The organism is Desulfopila sp. IMCC35008 (genome assembly GCF_010646885.2).
Classification (GTDB): Bacteria; Desulfobacterota; Desulfobulbia; order Desulfobulbales; family Desulfocapsaceae; genus Desulfopila.
Genome location: NZ_CP050700.1, coordinates 6189293 through 6205606, shown reverse-complemented (window position 1 = coordinate 6205606; position 16314 = coordinate 6189293). Strand labels below are relative to the sequence as shown.

General features: G+C 47.9%; 14 protein-coding genes. 12 read left to right on the top strand and 2 right to left on the bottom strand.

The features are described 5' to 3' along the window. The first annotated feature begins 144 nt into the window (after window positions 1–144). From proV to GA520_RS26530, 4 genes are all read left to right on the top strand, one after another. A complete protein-coding gene (gene proV, locus GA520_RS26545; protein WP_163336420.1) occupies window positions 145–1380 on the top strand; it encodes a glycine betaine/L-proline ABC transporter ATP-binding protein ProV in 1236 nt (411 codons plus the stop codon). 17 nt (window positions 1381–1397) lie between these two features. Further along, window positions 1398–2231 (top strand): proline/glycine betaine ABC transporter permease, encoded by an 834-nt coding sequence (locus GA520_RS26540; RefSeq protein WP_205749198.1) that lies wholly within the window; start codon window positions 1398–1400, stop codon window positions 2229–2231. Window positions 2232–2243: 12 nt separating this feature from the next. Then, window positions 2244–3272, top strand: a complete 1029-nt coding sequence (gene proX, locus GA520_RS26535; RefSeq protein ID WP_163336417.1) for a glycine betaine/L-proline ABC transporter substrate-binding protein ProX — start codon at window positions 2244–2246, stop codon at window positions 3270–3272. A gap of 372 nt (window positions 3273–3644) precedes the next feature. After that, the gene (locus tag GA520_RS26530; RefSeq protein WP_163336416.1) at window positions 3645–4118 is read left to right on the top strand and encodes a MarR family winged helix-turn-helix transcriptional regulator; all 474 of its coding nucleotides are present in this window, start codon (window positions 3645–3647) and stop codon (window positions 4116–4118) included. Between the two features lie 248 nt (window positions 4119–4366). On the opposite strand, the gene GA520_RS26525 is transcribed toward GA520_RS26530, so the two are convergent. Together GA520_RS26525 and GA520_RS26520 are read right to left on the bottom strand one after the other, a co-directional pair. Continuing rightward, window positions 4367–5029: a peptidoglycan DD-metalloendopeptidase family protein gene (locus tag GA520_RS26525; protein ID WP_163336414.1), complete on the bottom strand. Its 663-nt coding sequence runs from the start codon at window positions 5027–5029 to the stop codon at window positions 4367–4369. A gap of 12 nt (window positions 5030–5041) precedes the next feature. Next, window positions 5042–7501, bottom strand: coding sequence for a radical SAM protein (locus GA520_RS26520; protein ID WP_163336413.1), 2460 nt, complete (start codon window positions 7499–7501; stop codon window positions 5042–5044). A gap of 132 nt (window positions 7502–7633) precedes the next feature. Between GA520_RS26520 and GA520_RS26515 the strand changes: the two genes are divergently transcribed. The 8 genes from GA520_RS26515 to ablB all read left to right on the top strand — a co-directional run bounded on the left by GA520_RS26515 (window position 7634) and on the right by ablB (window position 16314). After that, the gene (locus GA520_RS26515) at window positions 7634–8422 is read left to right on the top strand and encodes an IclR family transcriptional regulator (protein WP_163336412.1); all 789 of its coding nucleotides are present in this window, start codon (window positions 7634–7636) and stop codon (window positions 8420–8422) included. Window positions 8423–8600: 178 nt separating this feature from the next. Next, the gene (locus GA520_RS26510) at window positions 8601–9467 is read left to right on the top strand and encodes an ABC transporter permease (protein WP_163336411.1); all 867 of its coding nucleotides are present in this window, start codon (window positions 8601–8603) and stop codon (window positions 9465–9467) included. A 3-nt stretch (window positions 9468–9470) separates the two neighbouring features. Further along, entirely contained in the window at window positions 9471–10265 is a 795-nt protein-coding gene (locus tag GA520_RS26505; RefSeq protein WP_205749197.1) for an ABC transporter permease, read from the top strand. Window positions 10266–10297: 32 nt separating this feature from the next. Continuing rightward, the gene (locus tag GA520_RS26500) at window positions 10298–11461 is read left to right on the top strand and encodes an extracellular solute-binding protein (RefSeq protein WP_163336410.1); all 1164 of its coding nucleotides are present in this window, start codon (window positions 10298–10300) and stop codon (window positions 11459–11461) included. Between the two features lie 87 nt (window positions 11462–11548). Further along, window positions 11549–12649: an ABC transporter ATP-binding protein gene (locus GA520_RS26495; RefSeq protein WP_163336409.1), complete on the top strand. Its 1101-nt coding sequence runs from the start codon at window positions 11549–11551 to the stop codon at window positions 12647–12649. Window positions 12650–12778: 129 nt separating this feature from the next. Further along, window positions 12779–13816: a proline racemase family protein gene (locus GA520_RS26490; protein WP_163336408.1), complete on the top strand. Its 1038-nt coding sequence runs from the start codon at window positions 12779–12781 to the stop codon at window positions 13814–13816. Next, window positions 13813–15435: an amidohydrolase gene (locus tag GA520_RS26485; protein ID WP_163336406.1), complete on the top strand. Its 1623-nt coding sequence runs from the start codon at window positions 13813–13815 to the stop codon at window positions 15433–15435. Before GA520_RS26490 ends, GA520_RS26485 begins: the two co-directional genes overlap by 4 nt. A 48-nt stretch (window positions 15436–15483) precedes the next feature. Further along, window positions 15484–16314 (top strand): putative beta-lysine N-acetyltransferase, encoded by an 831-nt coding sequence (gene ablB / locus GA520_RS26480; RefSeq protein WP_163336405.1) that lies wholly within the window; start codon window positions 15484–15486, stop codon window positions 16312–16314.

The following is a 16314-nucleotide window of genomic DNA, read 5'->3' as shown; positions in this document are numbered from 1 at the left end:
ACGCTCAATATTTGTATTGCACAATACAGTTTTATAATATATTGTATTGCGCAATACATATTTGCGGAATACCACTTCACGAACACCTGTTTTAATTCCCCTATTATTCACTGAAAAATTACACCCTGAAGAGCAAGGCTCAACATGTCTAAAATTGTTATTAAAAACTTGTATAAGGTATTCGGTTCTTCACCCCGCAAGGCTTTGTCGCTCATTGCGGACGGAAAAACCAAGGAAGAAATCTATGAAACGACAGGGCTTACTGTCGGTGTACAGGATGCTGGCTTTGAAGTCGAGAAAGGAGAGATATTTGTTGTCATGGGCCTTTCCGGATCCGGCAAGTCCACGTTGGTGAGGATGCTGAACAGGCTTATTGAACCAACCAGCGGAGAAATCCTCATTGACGGAGAGAATATTCTGAAGATGGACAAAAAACAGCTCGTCAAGTTCCGCAGGAGCAAGACAAGCATGGTCTTTCAGTCATTTGCCTTGATGCCGCATCTCAATGTCCTCGATAACGTAGCCTTCGGTCTTGAACTTGATGGTGTCGAGAAGGAGACCAGGGAGGAAAGAGCTATTGATGCACTCAAACAGGTAGGCCTTGAAGGGTGGGAAAAAGCAATGCCTGATGAACTCAGTGGAGGTATGCAGCAACGAGTCGGCCTCGCACGCGGACTGGCTGTTGACCCGGATATCCTCTTGATGGACGAGGCCTTCTCGGCGCTTGACCCGCTGATTCGAACAGAAATGCAGGATGAGTTATTGAAACTACAGGATAGACATGAAAGGACAATCGTTTTTATCTCCCATGATCTTGATGAAGCACTGCGAATAGGTGACAGGATTGCCATCATGGAAGGTGGTAAGGTTGTACAGGTCGGTACTCCGGAAGAGATACTGCAGAACCCTGCCGATGATTATGTCCGCGCATTTTTCAGGGGGGTTGACCCAACAGGTGTTATTTCAGCAGGAGATATTGTCCGGGACAACCAGCCGACTGTTATCTGGCATACCCCCCAGGCAGGACCACGAGCTACGCTTGAACGCCTCAACAACCTGGACCGGGAATATGCATACATTCTTGATTCAGAACACCATTTTTATGGTGTCGTTTCGACAGATTCCCTTCGTACACTCCTTGACAAAAAGGATAGTGGAGAAAAGAAAATTGAGGACGCATTTATCCGGGAAGCACTGGCCGTTCGGGATACGGAGTCCTTGCAGGACATCCTGCCGCAGGTCGCATCCAAACCCTGGCCGGTTCCCGTTATTGATGAAGATAGCACTTTTAAAGGTGTTGTTTCCAAGAACCTTTTCCTTCGCACTCTTCACCGTGCTGAAAACGGTGGAGACAACTTCCCAGAAGCCTCAACTGAATAATTTATAGGATATTGTACATGTTTGAAGAGAAACTTATCCCACTGGATATATGGATATCACAATTTATTGACTGGCTTGTTGAAGGGTATAGATGGTTTTTCCAAGCCATTAAATGGCCCGTTGACGTAACCCTTATCGGTATGGAAAATGGTCTTCAGGCGACACCGCCTCTCATTATAATTGCCATTATGGTTCTCATTGCCTGGAAAGCTTCAGGGGTCCGGCTGGCCATACTCACGGCAGCGACCATGTTTTTCATAGGATTCCTCGGTCTCTGGGAAGACACAATGATAACTTTGGCCATGGTGTTCTCATCCGTGGTCTTCTGCACCATAGTCGGGCTTCCACTTGGCATCTGTGCTGGCCGAAATGATCGGTTTGAAGCCATATTACGGCCAATTCTTGACGGAATGCAGACAACCCCGGCATTCGTCTACCTGGTGCCGATCGTCATGCTCTTTTCCATCGGCAATGTTGCCGGTGTCCTTGCCACGATAGTTTTTGCCTTGCCACCAATTATCCGCCTTACAGCTTTGGGAATACGGCAGGTCCACCCCGAACTCGTAGAGGCGGCACAGGCCTTCGGGGCTACAGGGATGCAGGTATTGGTAAAAGTGCAGATTCCATTGGCACTGCCGACCATAATGGCCGGTCTAAACCAGACAATGATGATGGCCCTTTCCATGGTTGTCATTGCGGCCCTTATTGGTGCCGGCGGGCTTGGGGCCCCTGTTGTCCTCGGCCTTAATACACTCGATATCGGGCTGGCTACCATCGGCGGCCTGGCAATTGTATTGATAGCAATAGTGCTCGATAGAATCACCCAGTCACTTGGTTCACAAAAAAATTAGACAGGAGTAAACATGTTAAAAAAATTTCTTATGATTGCTGCAGTAACATCCATGACTATGGTCGGGACGGTCCAGGCCGATACCGACAAACCTGGAGAGGGAGTGAAGGTCCAGCCTGCACGTGCTACCTGGAATACAGGATTTTTTCAGGAAGCCCTTGTTCGTCGAGGTCTCGGAGAACTTGGCTATAACGTCAAGAAGCCCAAAGATCTCCAGAATCCCATCTTTTACAAGACCGTGTCGCTTGGAGATGTAGATTACTGGACAAACGGCTGGTTTCCGAACCATGACGGCCAGCTCCCGAAAGGTTTTTATGACAAGGCCGATACGGTTGGATATGTTGTAAAGGCAGGTGGCCTCCAGGGGTACCTCGTCTCCAAAAAACATGTCGATCAGTTCGGTATCTCGTCTCTCGACGACTTCAAGAGGGATGAGGTAAAAAAGGCATTCGATAAGAATGGTGATGGAAAAGCCGACTTAACGGCATGCCCTCCGGGCTGGGGTTGTGAGACAGTTATCGCCCATCATATGAACGTCTACGACCTGGACAATCACATCAACCCTGTCAAGGCCTCATATGAAGCTGGCATGGCCTCCGCTATCGCCGCGTACAAAGATGGAGAACCTATCTTCTTTTATACCTGGGCTCCCAACTGGACTATTTTCAAAATGAAGCCGGGTAAGGATGTTATGTGGATCAACGTACCGAAAACAATCCCCAAAGACTCCCAGATGAAAGGAAAAGACCGTATGGAGGTCAGTGGCATTGAAGGGGCTGTTTCCGATCCGGTAAAGCTCGGCTTTGTTGTCTCTGATGTCCGTATCGTCGCCAATAAGAAGTTTATGGCGGATAATCCTGCAGCGACACGTTTCTTCGAACTCTTCACCCTACCGCTTGTGGATATTAATGAACAGAACACTCGCATGAACGAAGGAGAGAAAAGCCAAAAAGATATTGAGCGACATGTCGACGAGTGGATAGTCAAAAACAAAGCAACCTGGGACGGATGGCTTGCCGAGGCACGAAAGGCAGCCCTGTAATCCAGATTCCCTTTTCATTCAGCGGACCGGATTCAAAGTTTTTGGCAGCAGATCATAGCAAGCTATATCTGCTGCCAAAAAACTGCCGAAGATGGTGCCGCATGGGCTGACCTTGAGTGAGCATTATGATTATTGGGTCCGAAAACTACAATAATGAAAGACAATCAATGCGTAAAATAAAACCAATTGGAAACAATGTTCACAAGAAACCAGGGCTAACGGGGTGAGCGCCGGGGAGAATGTCTACTCCCTTGGCGGCAGTAACATTGGACATATTCTTTGTAAATTTATTGCCTGTTTCTCTTCATACCATTATATAAACAGTATATGTTTACTCAGACAAAGAACCGGTAAATGAACAAAGGAACATTGATGAGCGAGCGCACTAACCGAGAGACAAATATTACAAAACAATTGCGAATTGTCTTTAAGGCCGTACAGTCGCACTCCAGACAGGTAGAAAGATCATGCGGTCTGAGCAGTGCACAGCTCTGGATGCTTCATGAAATATCCTCGGCTCACGGGATAAAGGTTTCCGAACTCGCCACTGTCCTCACTGTTCACCGCTCAACCTGTTCAAACATGCTGGACAAGCTTGAAGACAAGGAGCTGATCTATCGTGACAGAAGTAAATCTGATCAACGAGCGGTGCATCTTCATGTCACGAAAAAAGGCAAGACACTTCTCTCCAATGCCCCCTCTCCTCCCCAGGGTCAATTAAGCAGTGCTTTAACCAAGCTTTCAACTGAACAGTTGGTAAATCTTGAAGAAAGCCTTCAAGTATTTATCAACGCTCTTCACTTTGAGGACGACAAAGCCGGTTTAACCCCTATCCCGGAGAACTAGCAGCCTCGCCGGTTTTCTCCATGTCGCGCTGTCATGTCCTGTCAGAGGTCAGAGGCAACTTGAAACTATTCTCCACGATCATTTGGAAAACCTGTTCCCCATCAAGCCACCCCTCCCTTTCTCCGCAACTCTTCGTTATTTCATAAAAATAATGCTCGGAATATTATACACATGCCTGCGCTTATTTTCATGAAATGCCTCGATCTGAGAAAAAAAGTCTATTCTCGGACAACCTCCTAGCTGCTATTTCAAATAATGAATAATGGCAGAGGCGATGGGCAGAGATCGTTCATGTCAACAAGATCCCGTTCGCTGCAATATCCCTTGGAGGTGTATCCCTTTTCTACCCCTTTGTCAGTAATGACCTGCAGATGTGTATGGTAGAACCAGTTGCCGTTTTCATGAAAATCCCCAATCTCGGCGAATGGCAGACCTCCGGCAATAAAGGCACCCTGTTCCGGCAAACTATCCCTCCTCAAGTGGCCATAAAAGCTAAAGAAGGTCTTAAAGTGGGGGCTTTCATGCCTGAGCAAAACATATCCACCGTAATTACCTTCACCACTTTCATAACCGCTTTCGGCAACAGTGGCATCAAGCGGAGCATGTAAGGGTGTCCCAAGGTCGACAATGATATCAAGTCCGAGATGAATGAATCGCTTGTCGGCAACCATTTGCGGACAGTCGCCAAGCAATGTGTCGCGTTTTTCCAGATACGAGGCAACCCCCCAGTGATATTGGCCTCTCATCTTGTCATCAAGAATTCGTTGAAAACCTTCCTGGTCACGTACGTCTATACCAGCCAGAATGGGACTTTCGGGAGACATGTCGGCGATATACGGATCGCCTCTCAAACCCTGAAAAATTGGATAGTGTTTGATTTTGCTGCTGTAAAGAAAGAAAGGGTAGTACATGGATTCTCCAGCTCAGGATAACGGATGTTCGGTTGTCTTTAACAAACCTGTAATCGTTACAACAGGGTGACCGTCCTCAGCAATCGTAACACTTTCAGGTAAGGTGAAATCCGAAGATAATGATCGATAGTAAGACATATCATAGGGATCGAGTTTCACCTGTAGTTTGCTTCCTTCGCCGGTAATAGTTGAAGTAAGTCCGAAATCCACCTCTCCGAGCTCAGTTTTGATAATATACCGAGGGATCTCACGGCCACTTCCCTCCCGGCGAACCTTGGTGGCAATGTCGACCACATCATAGAGATAAATCGGGTTTTCAATGTTCCACTGCTGCTGCACCGGGGTGCCGGTCACAAAAAGGTGATGAAATTCAATTCCTGCTTCACGACACCGGTAAGCAAGTCGATGAATTTCTTCTGCCGAGTCATTGATTCGCCCCAGAAGGGGCGTGTTGCTGTAAACCGTTATTCCTTTATTCTTAAGTATACGGGTCAGTCTCGTATGCTCATCCGTAATGTCGTCTGCTTTAAGAAATTGGGCCTCAATTTCCAGGCGAAGGGGATTTACCATCGTCAGCTTATTTAAACCGGCAAGGAGATCTATCACCAGCGGAGTGTAATGATGTGGTGTTGTGTTGAATGCGAGGCTGCGCAGCCTGAGACTGTTCACGTGAGGAATATCATCGAGTTTTTTGACTAATGCCACGATCTTGTGCAGGTTGTTAACGATGTCCGTCTTTGAGAATACAACCACATCCGTGATTCGTTCGTCCTTGCTAATATAATCAAGTTCGGCATCTGAAATGTCGGTATCAATTTCCACACGCGTTTCGTGAACACGCGAAAGCAAGGGGCTGCCTGTCTCGACCAGCGAAGGAGAGATCCCCTCGTTTTCTGCAATGAATCCAGCCACGGCTTCTGTGCCGATCGCCTCAGGCTTTTCCCTTTCAGTCCGTGGCGGACGTGGTCCGTAAAAAAGCGACTCATCTCCGATCTTGGCCATGTACTGGATATCGATAGTGCCTTCTGCGTTGACCCTTATATTCTGTAATTCATTTGCAAGGGGCGCAAACTCCTTAAAGTATTCAGGAGTATAAGGACTTCTGATCCATATGAAATTTTCGTTTTCCCTCACCGGTTCCACTGCCCAGCCGCTTGAGTTCCAGTCCATTTTACCAATCGGGGTAGCCGTACAGATTCGCGGGACAATACGGTCTGAAAGGTGAGCACGCAGGTAGTTACCGGCCTCATGTCCTTTCGATATGGGAGACCAGTATACGCTGTTGCCATGTATGGGACTGCAGGGAATATAAATGTAATGAAGCTCGGCACCGGCTCCTCGAAGCAGGTTGAACAGTCGTACCAGTTCCGGCCCCTTGTCATTGCATCCGTCAAGGAAAGGCGTCTGGATATATACGCCGATACCATTTTTGACAAGGTCGGTAATTATCATCAGGCATTGAGGGGAAATTTCATCAGGATGAATGAAATGGGTTGCCAGCTCTATACGCTTACCCCTCTCCTGCAGTTCTAAATGCTTACGCTTAAGATACGTTAACAGCCTTCCATCCTCAGCAAGAAAGAGGTCAGGATAATAAGCAACGGAGCGCGTGGCCAGTCGCAGGGTCTGGACGTGCTCGACCGCCATCAGGTTATCAATGGTTGCGGCCATATTATTTTTACTCATGAACGGATCGCCGCCTGTTACCACAACCTCCTTGATGGATGGGGAGTTTCTGACGTGTTCGACAGCTGCTTTTACATCTTCCGGCGTCGGGTTGGCTTCATTGCGTGACTCTTTATGTTTGCGAAAACAGAACCGGCAATAGACAGGGCAACTCATGTTGAGCAGGAAAATGACCCGGTTCTGGTACATCTGTTCGAGAAGACCTTGATGAAACTGACCAATCCAGGTGTTTGTGTGGCCGACTTTTTCGAGCTCCTCTGTAAAAGGAAGATATTGATAAGCAACGTCGCGAGAGACCCTCATCTGGCGGATGGTATGCATGGAAAGCCGCACAGGATACGTATCTATCACTTCCTGCATAGCCCCTCGATCTTCCTCTGGAACATTCAGGTTCGCCGCCTTTTCCAGCGCATCGACTGTTTTAATAGAGATGAAACCATTGCCCGGAAGCACAATCTCAAGGATTGCTACAAGTAGTAAATGCGGCATCTCAACGCCGTTGATGGTGATCGTGTCAGATCCGTTTGCCACACCAAGTTTATCGAGCAATTCACGAAAAAAACCTTCCGGATTATCGTCATGTTGGCAAGCGGAAAGCAATCTGGAAAACTTATCGGAACCAGTGCCCTTCCTGATGATTTGAAAAAACGTTGGACCAGTAAGCTGCCTGGTAGCCATCTGGTCGAGAAAACTGATAACTGTGTCGGTCAGGCTTGAAAGGAGAACCTCGTTTTCCTCTCCTGAATATTTATAAATGATCCTAAGTTTTACATCATCTCTGGCCATCTATTCCTCTCCATTTTTCACAATTCTGTAAAAGTAAAATAAACCGTTTACATTCAATTATAAATCTGTAATGTTAACTATTATAGTAAACACATTCCTATTATAGTGCGATATTAATTACCAGGCAAAATAATGTCAAAAGGAAAAGATTACTTTTCAAAATCCCTGGAAAAAGGCCTGCGGGTGCTTTCCCTGTTTGACCATAAAACCAAGATATTGACCCAGAGTGAAATTGCCAGGAGGTTAAACCTGAATATGACCTCCACCTATCGCTATATCAATACCCTGGTCGAGATGGGATACCTGGTGAAAGATGAAAAGAGCAAGGCGATTTGCCCTTCTGCACAATGCCTGGTGTTCTGTAACAATCTGTTGAGGGCGACTGGACACCTGAAAATGATCAAGCAAGTCGTCGACCAGGTGCACCGCCAGCACAATATCAGTATAGAAGTAGCCTTTGCCGACGGTATCTCGCTGATCCGCGTCTATAACAGGGAAGCGGAAGAGACATTTACCTACAGCCTGCCCGATTCAACTGAAAATTCTTTTCATACCACGGCTCTTGGCAAAGCCTATCTCTCAACGTTCCCGGATGACCTGCTCAGGGAGCGGGTACATGCAATGGAACTTAAGGCTCGAACCAACAAGACCATTACTGACAGAGACACTTTGCTCCAAGAAATATCAACTGCAAAAACGAAACAGTTTGCCACAACAGATGAAGAGTATCTTCCTGGACTGCTGGCCATAGCAGCACCGATATATGATCCTGTAAGTGGGACTGGAGTGGGTGCTGTCTCCTTCGATTTCTCTACCATGGAACACACTGGTTCAGAGATAGAGGAAAAGTACTCTGGACTGGTGAAGGAGACTGCAAACAGATTGTCAGAGTTTTCCTCACCGGACATGATTGTCAAATAATCTAAAAAGGGATAAACACCCTGGTCAACCGATTTATTAATAAGGATATGCTTTCACATTATTTGCGAAATACCGAATGGAAATATCAACTGACAGGAACTGCAGACAATTCCGGTAAGTTGAGACCAGGATGGACAGGCGATACGTATTTTATGACAGAGATACAAAGGGGGAGACCATGAAGTCAGAAAACTGGAAACCCTTTGCCCTCCTGGCACCCTCTCTGAGTGCAGTATTTTTTCTCCTGGTCATCCCTGTTTGCTTCATCGTCGTGTACAGTTTCTGGCTCCGCGCTCCAAGCGGAGCGGATATTCCAGCTTTCCAGTTCGGGAATTATGCAAAATTTTTTGAGGACTTCTTTTATCCCGGTATCCTCCTGCGAACCATCAGGATTTCGCTGGAAACGGTCATTCTCTGTATCCTCATGGGCTATGTCCCGGCATATTTTTTCTATCGGAGTACCAGTCGTTATAAGCAGGTTTTCCTGTTGCTCATCATGCTCCCTTTCTGGGTGAGTTTTATTATCAGGACAATGAGCTGGATCAACATCATGGGTGATTCAGGCCTCATCAACCACTTCCTGCTGTTCACAGGAGTTATCGATGAGCCGATTTCCATGCTTTACAATGAATTCACGGTGCTTATGGGACTGCTTATGTACCTGCTGCCTTTCATGGTCCTGAACATCTATGTGAGTCTTGAAGGGATCGATAAGAGTCTGCTCGAAGCTGCCCGCAGTATGGGATGTACAGAGTGGCAGGCCTTCAGGGAAGTGACGCTGCCGTTGAGTCTGCCTGGCGTCAGTGCAGGGAGCTTACTGGTTTTTGTTTTAACTGCCGGCACCTATCTTCCGCCGATGATTCTCGGCGGCCCGGGAAACGACATGATTGCAAACCTTATCTTCAAGCGGGTCATAAATACGCTCGACTGGCCCTTTGGTTCCGCCATCAGTGTCATACTGTTGTCCCTCTTGTTTGTCATCGTGTGGACCTACAACCGTTACATGGGCATTAACCAGATCTTCAAGACCTTTGAGGGAAAGTAAGAAATGAAGCAGTCATCTTTGGGGTGGACATTCATTAAAATTCACACTCTGCTTGTCTATATTTTTCTTTTTGCGCCTATCGTGGTTGTTGTCGTACTGGCTTTTAACCCCAAGCAGTTCGGGATTTTTCCAATGGAAGGCGTGAGCTTCCGCTGGTTTATTAAACTGGCCCAGAACGAATCGATTCTTGAGGCATTCAAAAACTCCCTTATCCTTGGTTCACTGACGGCAGTAATATCAACAGCAATAGGCATCCTGGCAGCTCTCGCCTTTATTCGTTTTGATTTCCCCGGAAAAAACACCTTAAACACCCTGCTCCTGTCCCCCATAATGATTCCGGAAGTAGTACTCGGTGTTGCATTACTGCTGTTTTTGCGCTTTCTGCAAATGCCTAAAAGTTTTGGTCTGCTGCTGATCGGCCATGTCGTGCTGACACTTCCCTATGTACTGTTGATTGTACAAGCCCGCCTGGTCGGTATTAAAAAAGAGTACGAAGAGGCTGCAAAGTCACTCGGAGCCAATGCATTCCAGACGTTCAGAGAGGTGACGCTACCACTTTTGTTGCCGGCCATCCTGGCTGGCGCCCTATTTGCTTTCACCATTTCCTTTGATGACATTACGGCAACACTGTTTTGGGCCACTGCCCAAAACCAGACCGTTCCCGTCAAGATTTTCAGCATGCTGAGAAATTCGATAAGCCCTGAAATCAATGCACTCGGTACGGTAATGATCGTTCTCACTGTTACCACACCGCTGCTTGCCGGTTACCTGTCACGAAAATTGTCGAAGGTAAGGTGATAAACCACAACCCATCATGGAGGAGAGAACTGATGAGCATTGTAACGAAAGAGAAACTGGATCGAGTACATGAAGCTTACCTGGAAGGCAAGGTAAGTCGGCGCCATTTTATGAAGTATATCACCATGGCCGGAGCCACAATAGGATTGCTTGGCTCTCCGTTCGGTGGAGCGATCCGCGAAGCCTGGGCCGCTCAATCCATTCGGTTTGACGGCTGGGGCGGGAGTGTCTCAGAAGCTTTCCGTAAACATGCCTTTAAGCCCTTTACAGAGGCAACCGGGATAAAGGTTATTGACGGCGAGTTCGGTGATATGAACTCGTTTCTGACCCGCGTCAAGGCATCCTACCCACCTGGTGGTGAATTTAACATCGCCCACCTGAGTGCAGTGTTTGATTACGCGCGTTATACCGAACTTGGTTTCGCCTCCGTATTGGATGAATCGAAGATTCCAAACCTTAAAAACGTTATGGAGTCAATGTTAAAGCCCCTGCGTGCTATTACCAATGGAACCCTCTCGGCAGTACCCTACGATCTTGGCCAGACCGGAATCGCCTACAATACCAAGCATATAAGTAAGGAAAAAGCCGAGAAACTCGGAGCCTCATTGTTATGGGATCCGGAATTAAAGGGCAAGCTTGGCAGCTGGGAAGGCGATTTCAGGACCAATATGTGGTACGCAGCCTTGCACACCGGCCAGAGCCCCAATGATATCAAAGACCTCAAAGCCGTCTGGGAAGCTCTGCGGGAACAGCGAGGACTGATGAAAAAATACTGGGGCTCAGGTGCTGAACTAATGAGCCTGCTCGCGAATGAAGAGATCTATGCAACGGTTGCCTGGTCCGGACGGGTTGCGGCCCTGCAGCAGGAAGGGCATCCCATCGGCTACCTCTCCCCTAAAGGGACCTACTCATGGATGGAGTATCTTTTTGTCATGAAAGGGACGGATATGGATGTTGCCCAGCAGCTGTTGAACTTCATGCTTGATCCTGCAGCGGCCATCGCTGTGGCCGAGGGCCAGAATTATCCACCGAGCCTTGATCCCACCAAGGTGGAGTTGACTGATAAAATAGCCAAAATGCCTGCGTTCGATCCTACCGGAAAGCTGGACGGTTATCTTTTCGCCGATCCTGCCTACTGGAATGCAAATCAGGTTGAATGGACTGAAAAATGGGACAGGATTAAAGCCGGCAGCTAAAATTTAAAAGCGTTAAACGAAGCGGGAGCAGTCGGTTTGGTCCGATGTTCCCGCTATTTGTTCTTACGAATCAGGGAGATCGTCACATTGGAAGGCAGCGAGAAACAGCCCATGGTGCAGTTTAAAGGGATCTATAAACGATTCGGTAATGTGGTTGCTGTTGAAAAGATGAATCTTGATATTGAAGAGGGGCACCTTGTTACCCTCCTCGGACCTTCAGGCTGTGGCAAGACAACCCTCCTGCGTATGCTTGCAGGGCTGGAGGATCCGACCGAAGGTGATATTTTCATCAATGGGGTGCGGGTTAACGATATTCCCATCCACAAAAGAAATCTGGGAATGATTTTCCAGAACTATGCCCTCTTTCCCCATAAAACGATATTCGACAATGTAGCCTTCGGCTTGAAATACCGTAATGTCTCAAAGAAGGAGATGCGGGAGAAAGTTGCCAGTGCGCTGGAGATGGTGCGGCTTCCCGGCGTGGAAAACCGCATGCCAAGCCAGCTTTCCGGTGGCCAGCAGCAGCGGATTGCCATGGCTCGGGCCATTGTCATTGAGCCGAATGTCCTGCTTATGGATGAACCACTTTCAGCTCTGGATGAAAATTTACGTGAGGAGATGCGGCGGGAAATAGACAACCTTCAACAGGAGCTTGGTGTAACGACTATTTTTGTCACCCACGATCAGCGGGAGGCACTCAGCATGTCCCATAAAATCGTGGTGATGAAAGAGGGACGAAAGCAGCAGGAAGGCGGACCTCAGGAGGTATATAACGAACCGGTAAATCATTTTGTCGCTGACTTCCTTGGCCACTCCAATTTCATCGGCGGGCAGATAGTGGATGTGAAAGATGATACTGTGAAGGTCAAGATAGAAACCGGTGAGAACCTGCTGGCCCTGAACAAAGGACGGTTCAAGGAAGGAGACAAGGTAGAGCTGGTTGTAAGGGCTCAGCGCTTCGATGTGTATTTACCCGAAGAGTTTGAGCATGATATAACTGCCAATTTCTTTGAAGGACGCATCATAGACCGAAGCTATATGGGAGGTGAGGTAAGTTATTTCATTCAACTCGCCAATGGCCGTGAAATTCATGTTATTTCTATGATGAGAACCCGAATTTACAAGGTAGGGGATGATGTTTGTGTACAGGTCGCACCAAGCCATTGTCACCTTATCCCTCTTCAGTGATGTAGACTTATCGGAGTTCGTTTAACTAAGGATCTTGCATAGGTATCATCAGGAAACCTGAGAAAGCCATCCTGCCTTTTTCAGTTTTTTTTATCCGATTGACAGACCAGGTAATTAAGGAGGAAAGGTATGGTACGTGCAGACCGGATGCAGAAAGGTTTCATGAATTGCTACCCTGAGAGGATCGTGACGGTAGACTCCCATACCCAGGGTGAACCGACCAGGTTGATCATCAGCGGATTTGATGAACCGCAGGGTGCTACGATGCGGGAAAAAAGAACTGCATTTGCAAAACAATACGATCATGTGCGCAAGATACTGACCATGGAACCTCGTGGGCATCGGGACATGTTTGCGGCAGCCGTTACCGAACCGGTCAGCAAGCAAGCTGATTTCGGTTTGATTTATATGGATGCACAGCGCTATCCCTACCTGTGCGGACATGCGACGATAGGGGCGGTAACAACCCTTGCAGAAACAGGAGCTATCACACTTCAAGATGGTCAATCAGTTGTTACTGTAGATACGCCATCAGGTCCAATTGAGGCCCACGCGAATGTCGAACATGGGAAGGTCGTATCGGTTGGTATCGACATGGTCCCCTCCTTTGTTTTCGATACCAACTGCAAAATAGATGTACCTGGTTTTGGTGCGTTAAGTGGGGACCTTGTCTGTGTAGGGGGATTTTTTATTATGATTTCCGCAAAAACTGCTGGCCTGAAACTTCATCCGGCAGAAAGCAGGAAATTGACTCGCCTTGGCATGGCAATTATCGAGGCGGCAAATCAGCAGCTCAAAGTCCATCATCCGCAGCGGCCCGAGGTCGAAACAATCGATGTAGTGGAGTTCTATGATGAAGGCCCTGAAGCCGGGGAAGGTTCAAGTGTTGTGGTCTATGGAGCATCCCATATGGACCGTTCGCCATGCGGCACCGGCACCAGCGCGAAGATGACCCTGCTTCACCACAAGGGAAGACTTGCGTTCGGGGACCAATATAGAAATCGCAGTCCACTGGGAACATTTTTTACCGGCCAGATCAGGGGAGCAGCTCCTATCGGTACTTTTCCCGCCGTTACTGCAAACATCAGGGGAAGTGCCAGAATAACCGGATATCACCAATTTGTGGTTGATGACCGGGACCCTTTCCCCGAAGGTTTTTTATTATGAACACACCATATACCGCCCGGACCCCTGATATAATCCTTTATAACGGGAGCACAGGAAATAATCTTTCCGTGAAAAGTCTCGCTGTACTCAACGGGCGTATCGTTGCAACAGGCTCAAATGATCAGGTAAGGGAATTGGCAGGACGGGGAACCGTGAGTATAGACCTCGAGGGCAGGCTGGTACTTCCGGGGTTCATTGATACCCATATACATTTCCATGAGTGGGCTCTCAAGAGGCGTGAACTGCAGCTGAGCCAAATCACAAGCCTGGAAGAGTTGCTGGCCTGTGTGGCCAGGGAGGTGTCTGTTCGGGACCGGGGGCAATGGGTAACCGGGCAGGGATGGAACGAGACGGACTGGCAGGAACGAAGAATGCCGACCCGGGAGATTCTTGATAGTGTTGCTCCAGATAACCCGGTCGTGCTTTGGCGTTGCGACCTGCATCTCGCTGTAGCCAATTCCGCTGCCCTGAAGAAGGCTCATATTCAAGCTGGGACACCGGATCCGCCACAGGGGCGCATTGAACGGGATGAAAGTGGAGAACCAAACGGAATACTGAGAGAACTGGCTATCAACCTGATTCGGGATGTGATAGATCCTCCCAAAACTGATCAGGTAGCTATAGCTTACAAAGAGGCAACCGATGTGCTTTATCGCCTCGGCATTACCGGGATTCACGATATTCGCCTGATGGATGACAATGACGGCGGCAGTGCACTCCAGACATTTCAGGAGCTGGACAGCAGCAAGCAGCTTGGGCTTCGCAGTTGGGTAACACTTCCCGGTCATCGGCTGGATGACATCATCAATTTAGGAATCCGTACCGGCTTTGGGAATGACCGGCTTCGGATCGGTCATGTAAAGTTTTTTACAGACGGCGGTGTCGGTGCACGAACCGCCTGGATGGTTGACCCATATCTTGATGCGGATCGGGGTATGCCCTTGATAGATATGTCTGAACTTGCCGATGAAATCCAGAAAGCGGACGCCGCAGGCCTGTCGGTAATGGTGCATGCGATAGGGGATAGGGCTAATCGTGAAGTGATTACTATTTTTGAGAGGCTGTATGAGCAGAAACACAAATGCAATTCTGTCAATCTCTGTTACCCACACCGTATTGAACACTTACAGGTAATCCGCCCCGAGGATGTCAATCGTCTCGGCAAGATGCCCCTTGCTCTTGGTGTCACGCCGGCCAATATGCTCCTTGATATAAACCTTATTGACACGGCACTTGGTGACCAGGGAGCCTGGGCCTATTCTTTTCGACGGCTGATGGATACCGGTCTACCCGTCATGTTCAGCTCGGATTGTCCTGTTTGCGACCCAGACCCTTTGCTTGGTATTCATGCGGCTGTCACCAGACAACGGCAGGACGGTACTCCTTTAGCAGGTTGGTATCCCGAATCCCGGGTAATGGTATCGGAAGCAGTAAAGGCCTATACTTCAGTGCCGGCTATGGTACACGGTGCCAAAGACCTGGGCAGTATCGCTTTGAACAGCAGGGCAGATCTTGCTGTTTTCAGTCGTGATTTTCTCTCCACCCAACCAGATGACATACTCAAGTCCCAGGTTGACATGACACTCTTTGACGGCAAGATTGTATACCGGAATTTTTAACACTTTTTCATTCCTGACAAAGGATATATTCATTGGTATTCTGAGGCCATGGTTGATCTACTGGAAAACATATACGGTTCGACTGTTCAGCATGGTCCTCACAACAACCGGGTCTATGTCCTGCGTCTTGCTGCTGATCGGACAGGTGTCTTATTACCGCAACTGGAACAGCTGGCAAAAACGAACGGGTACGGGAAGATATTTGCGAAGATCCCTTCTACCAGCAGGCAACAATTCCTGTCTGCAGGATATATCAAAGAAGCGGATATACCCCTTTTTTACTCCGGAAAAACAGCTTGCTGCTTTGTATCAAAATTTTTTTTTGACAGACAAAGAACAGACGAGGACTTTACCAATCTGCTGAGAATCATAAAGCATGGGAAAACAGAAATTAAAGGGAATGCAGGGAGTATCCCTCAATTCCCAGTAGAGTTGTGCACGACTGCAGACGCTGAAGAACTGTCCATTTTTTACCGTAACCTTTTTGAGAGTTATCCTTTCCCTGTTTTTGACGCAGTATATTTACATCAAACTATGAGGCAAAATGTACAATACTACTGTATACGCGAGGAAAAAAAGATCGTTGCAGCAGCTGCTATAGAATCAAATGAGGCAGACAAATATGCCGAGATGACGGACTTTGCGACAATTCCGAGCTGGCGTGGAAAAGGATTGGCAGCCTGCTTGCTCAGGCATATGGACCAAGTGGCCTGCAGCTCAGGTATTCTGACCGCCTTTACCATTGCCCGGGCCACTTCTTATGGCATGAACAGGGTTTTCCAGAACTGTGGTTACACCTACTCCGGTCTTCTTATAAATAACACCCAGATAGGCGGGAGCATTCAAAGCATGACCGTATGGTACAGACATTATGTCTAG

Excerpts from the sequence above, each read along its gene's own strand:
- proV (WP_163336420.1), top strand. The coding sequence starts at position 145 with ATGTCTAAAATTGTTATTAAAAACTTGTATAAGGTATTCGGTTCTTCA.
- GA520_RS26540 (WP_205749198.1), top strand. The coding sequence starts at position 1,398 with ATGTTTGAAGAGAAACTTATCCCACTGGATATATGGATATCACAATTT.
- proX (WP_163336417.1), top strand. The coding sequence starts at position 2,244 with ATGTTAAAAAAATTTCTTATGATTGCTGCAGTAACATCCATGACTATG.
- GA520_RS26530 (WP_163336416.1), top strand. The coding sequence starts at position 3,645 with ATGAGCGAGCGCACTAACCGAGAGACAAATATTACAAAACAATTGCGA.
- GA520_RS26525 (WP_163336414.1), bottom strand. The coding sequence starts at position 5,029 with ATGTACTACCCTTTCTTTCTTTACAGCAGCAAAATCAAACACTATCCA.
- GA520_RS26520 (WP_163336413.1), bottom strand. The coding sequence starts at position 7,501 with ATGGCCAGAGATGATGTAAAACTTAGGATCATTTATAAATATTCAGGA.
- GA520_RS26515 (WP_163336412.1), top strand. The coding sequence starts at position 7,634 with ATGTCAAAAGGAAAAGATTACTTTTCAAAATCCCTGGAAAAAGGCCTG.
- GA520_RS26510 (WP_163336411.1), top strand. The coding sequence starts at position 8,601 with ATGAAGTCAGAAAACTGGAAACCCTTTGCCCTCCTGGCACCCTCTCTG.
- GA520_RS26505 (WP_205749197.1), top strand. The coding sequence starts at position 9,471 with ATGAAGCAGTCATCTTTGGGGTGGACATTCATTAAAATTCACACTCTG.
- GA520_RS26500 (WP_163336410.1), top strand. The coding sequence starts at position 10,298 with ATGAGCATTGTAACGAAAGAGAAACTGGATCGAGTACATGAAGCTTAC.
- GA520_RS26490 (WP_163336408.1), top strand. The coding sequence starts at position 12,779 with ATGGTACGTGCAGACCGGATGCAGAAAGGTTTCATGAATTGCTACCCT.
- GA520_RS26485 (WP_163336406.1), top strand. The coding sequence starts at position 13,813 with ATGAACACACCATATACCGCCCGGACCCCTGATATAATCCTTTATAAC.
- ablB (WP_163336405.1), top strand. The coding sequence starts at position 15,484 with ATGGTTGATCTACTGGAAAACATATACGGTTCGACTGTTCAGCATGGT.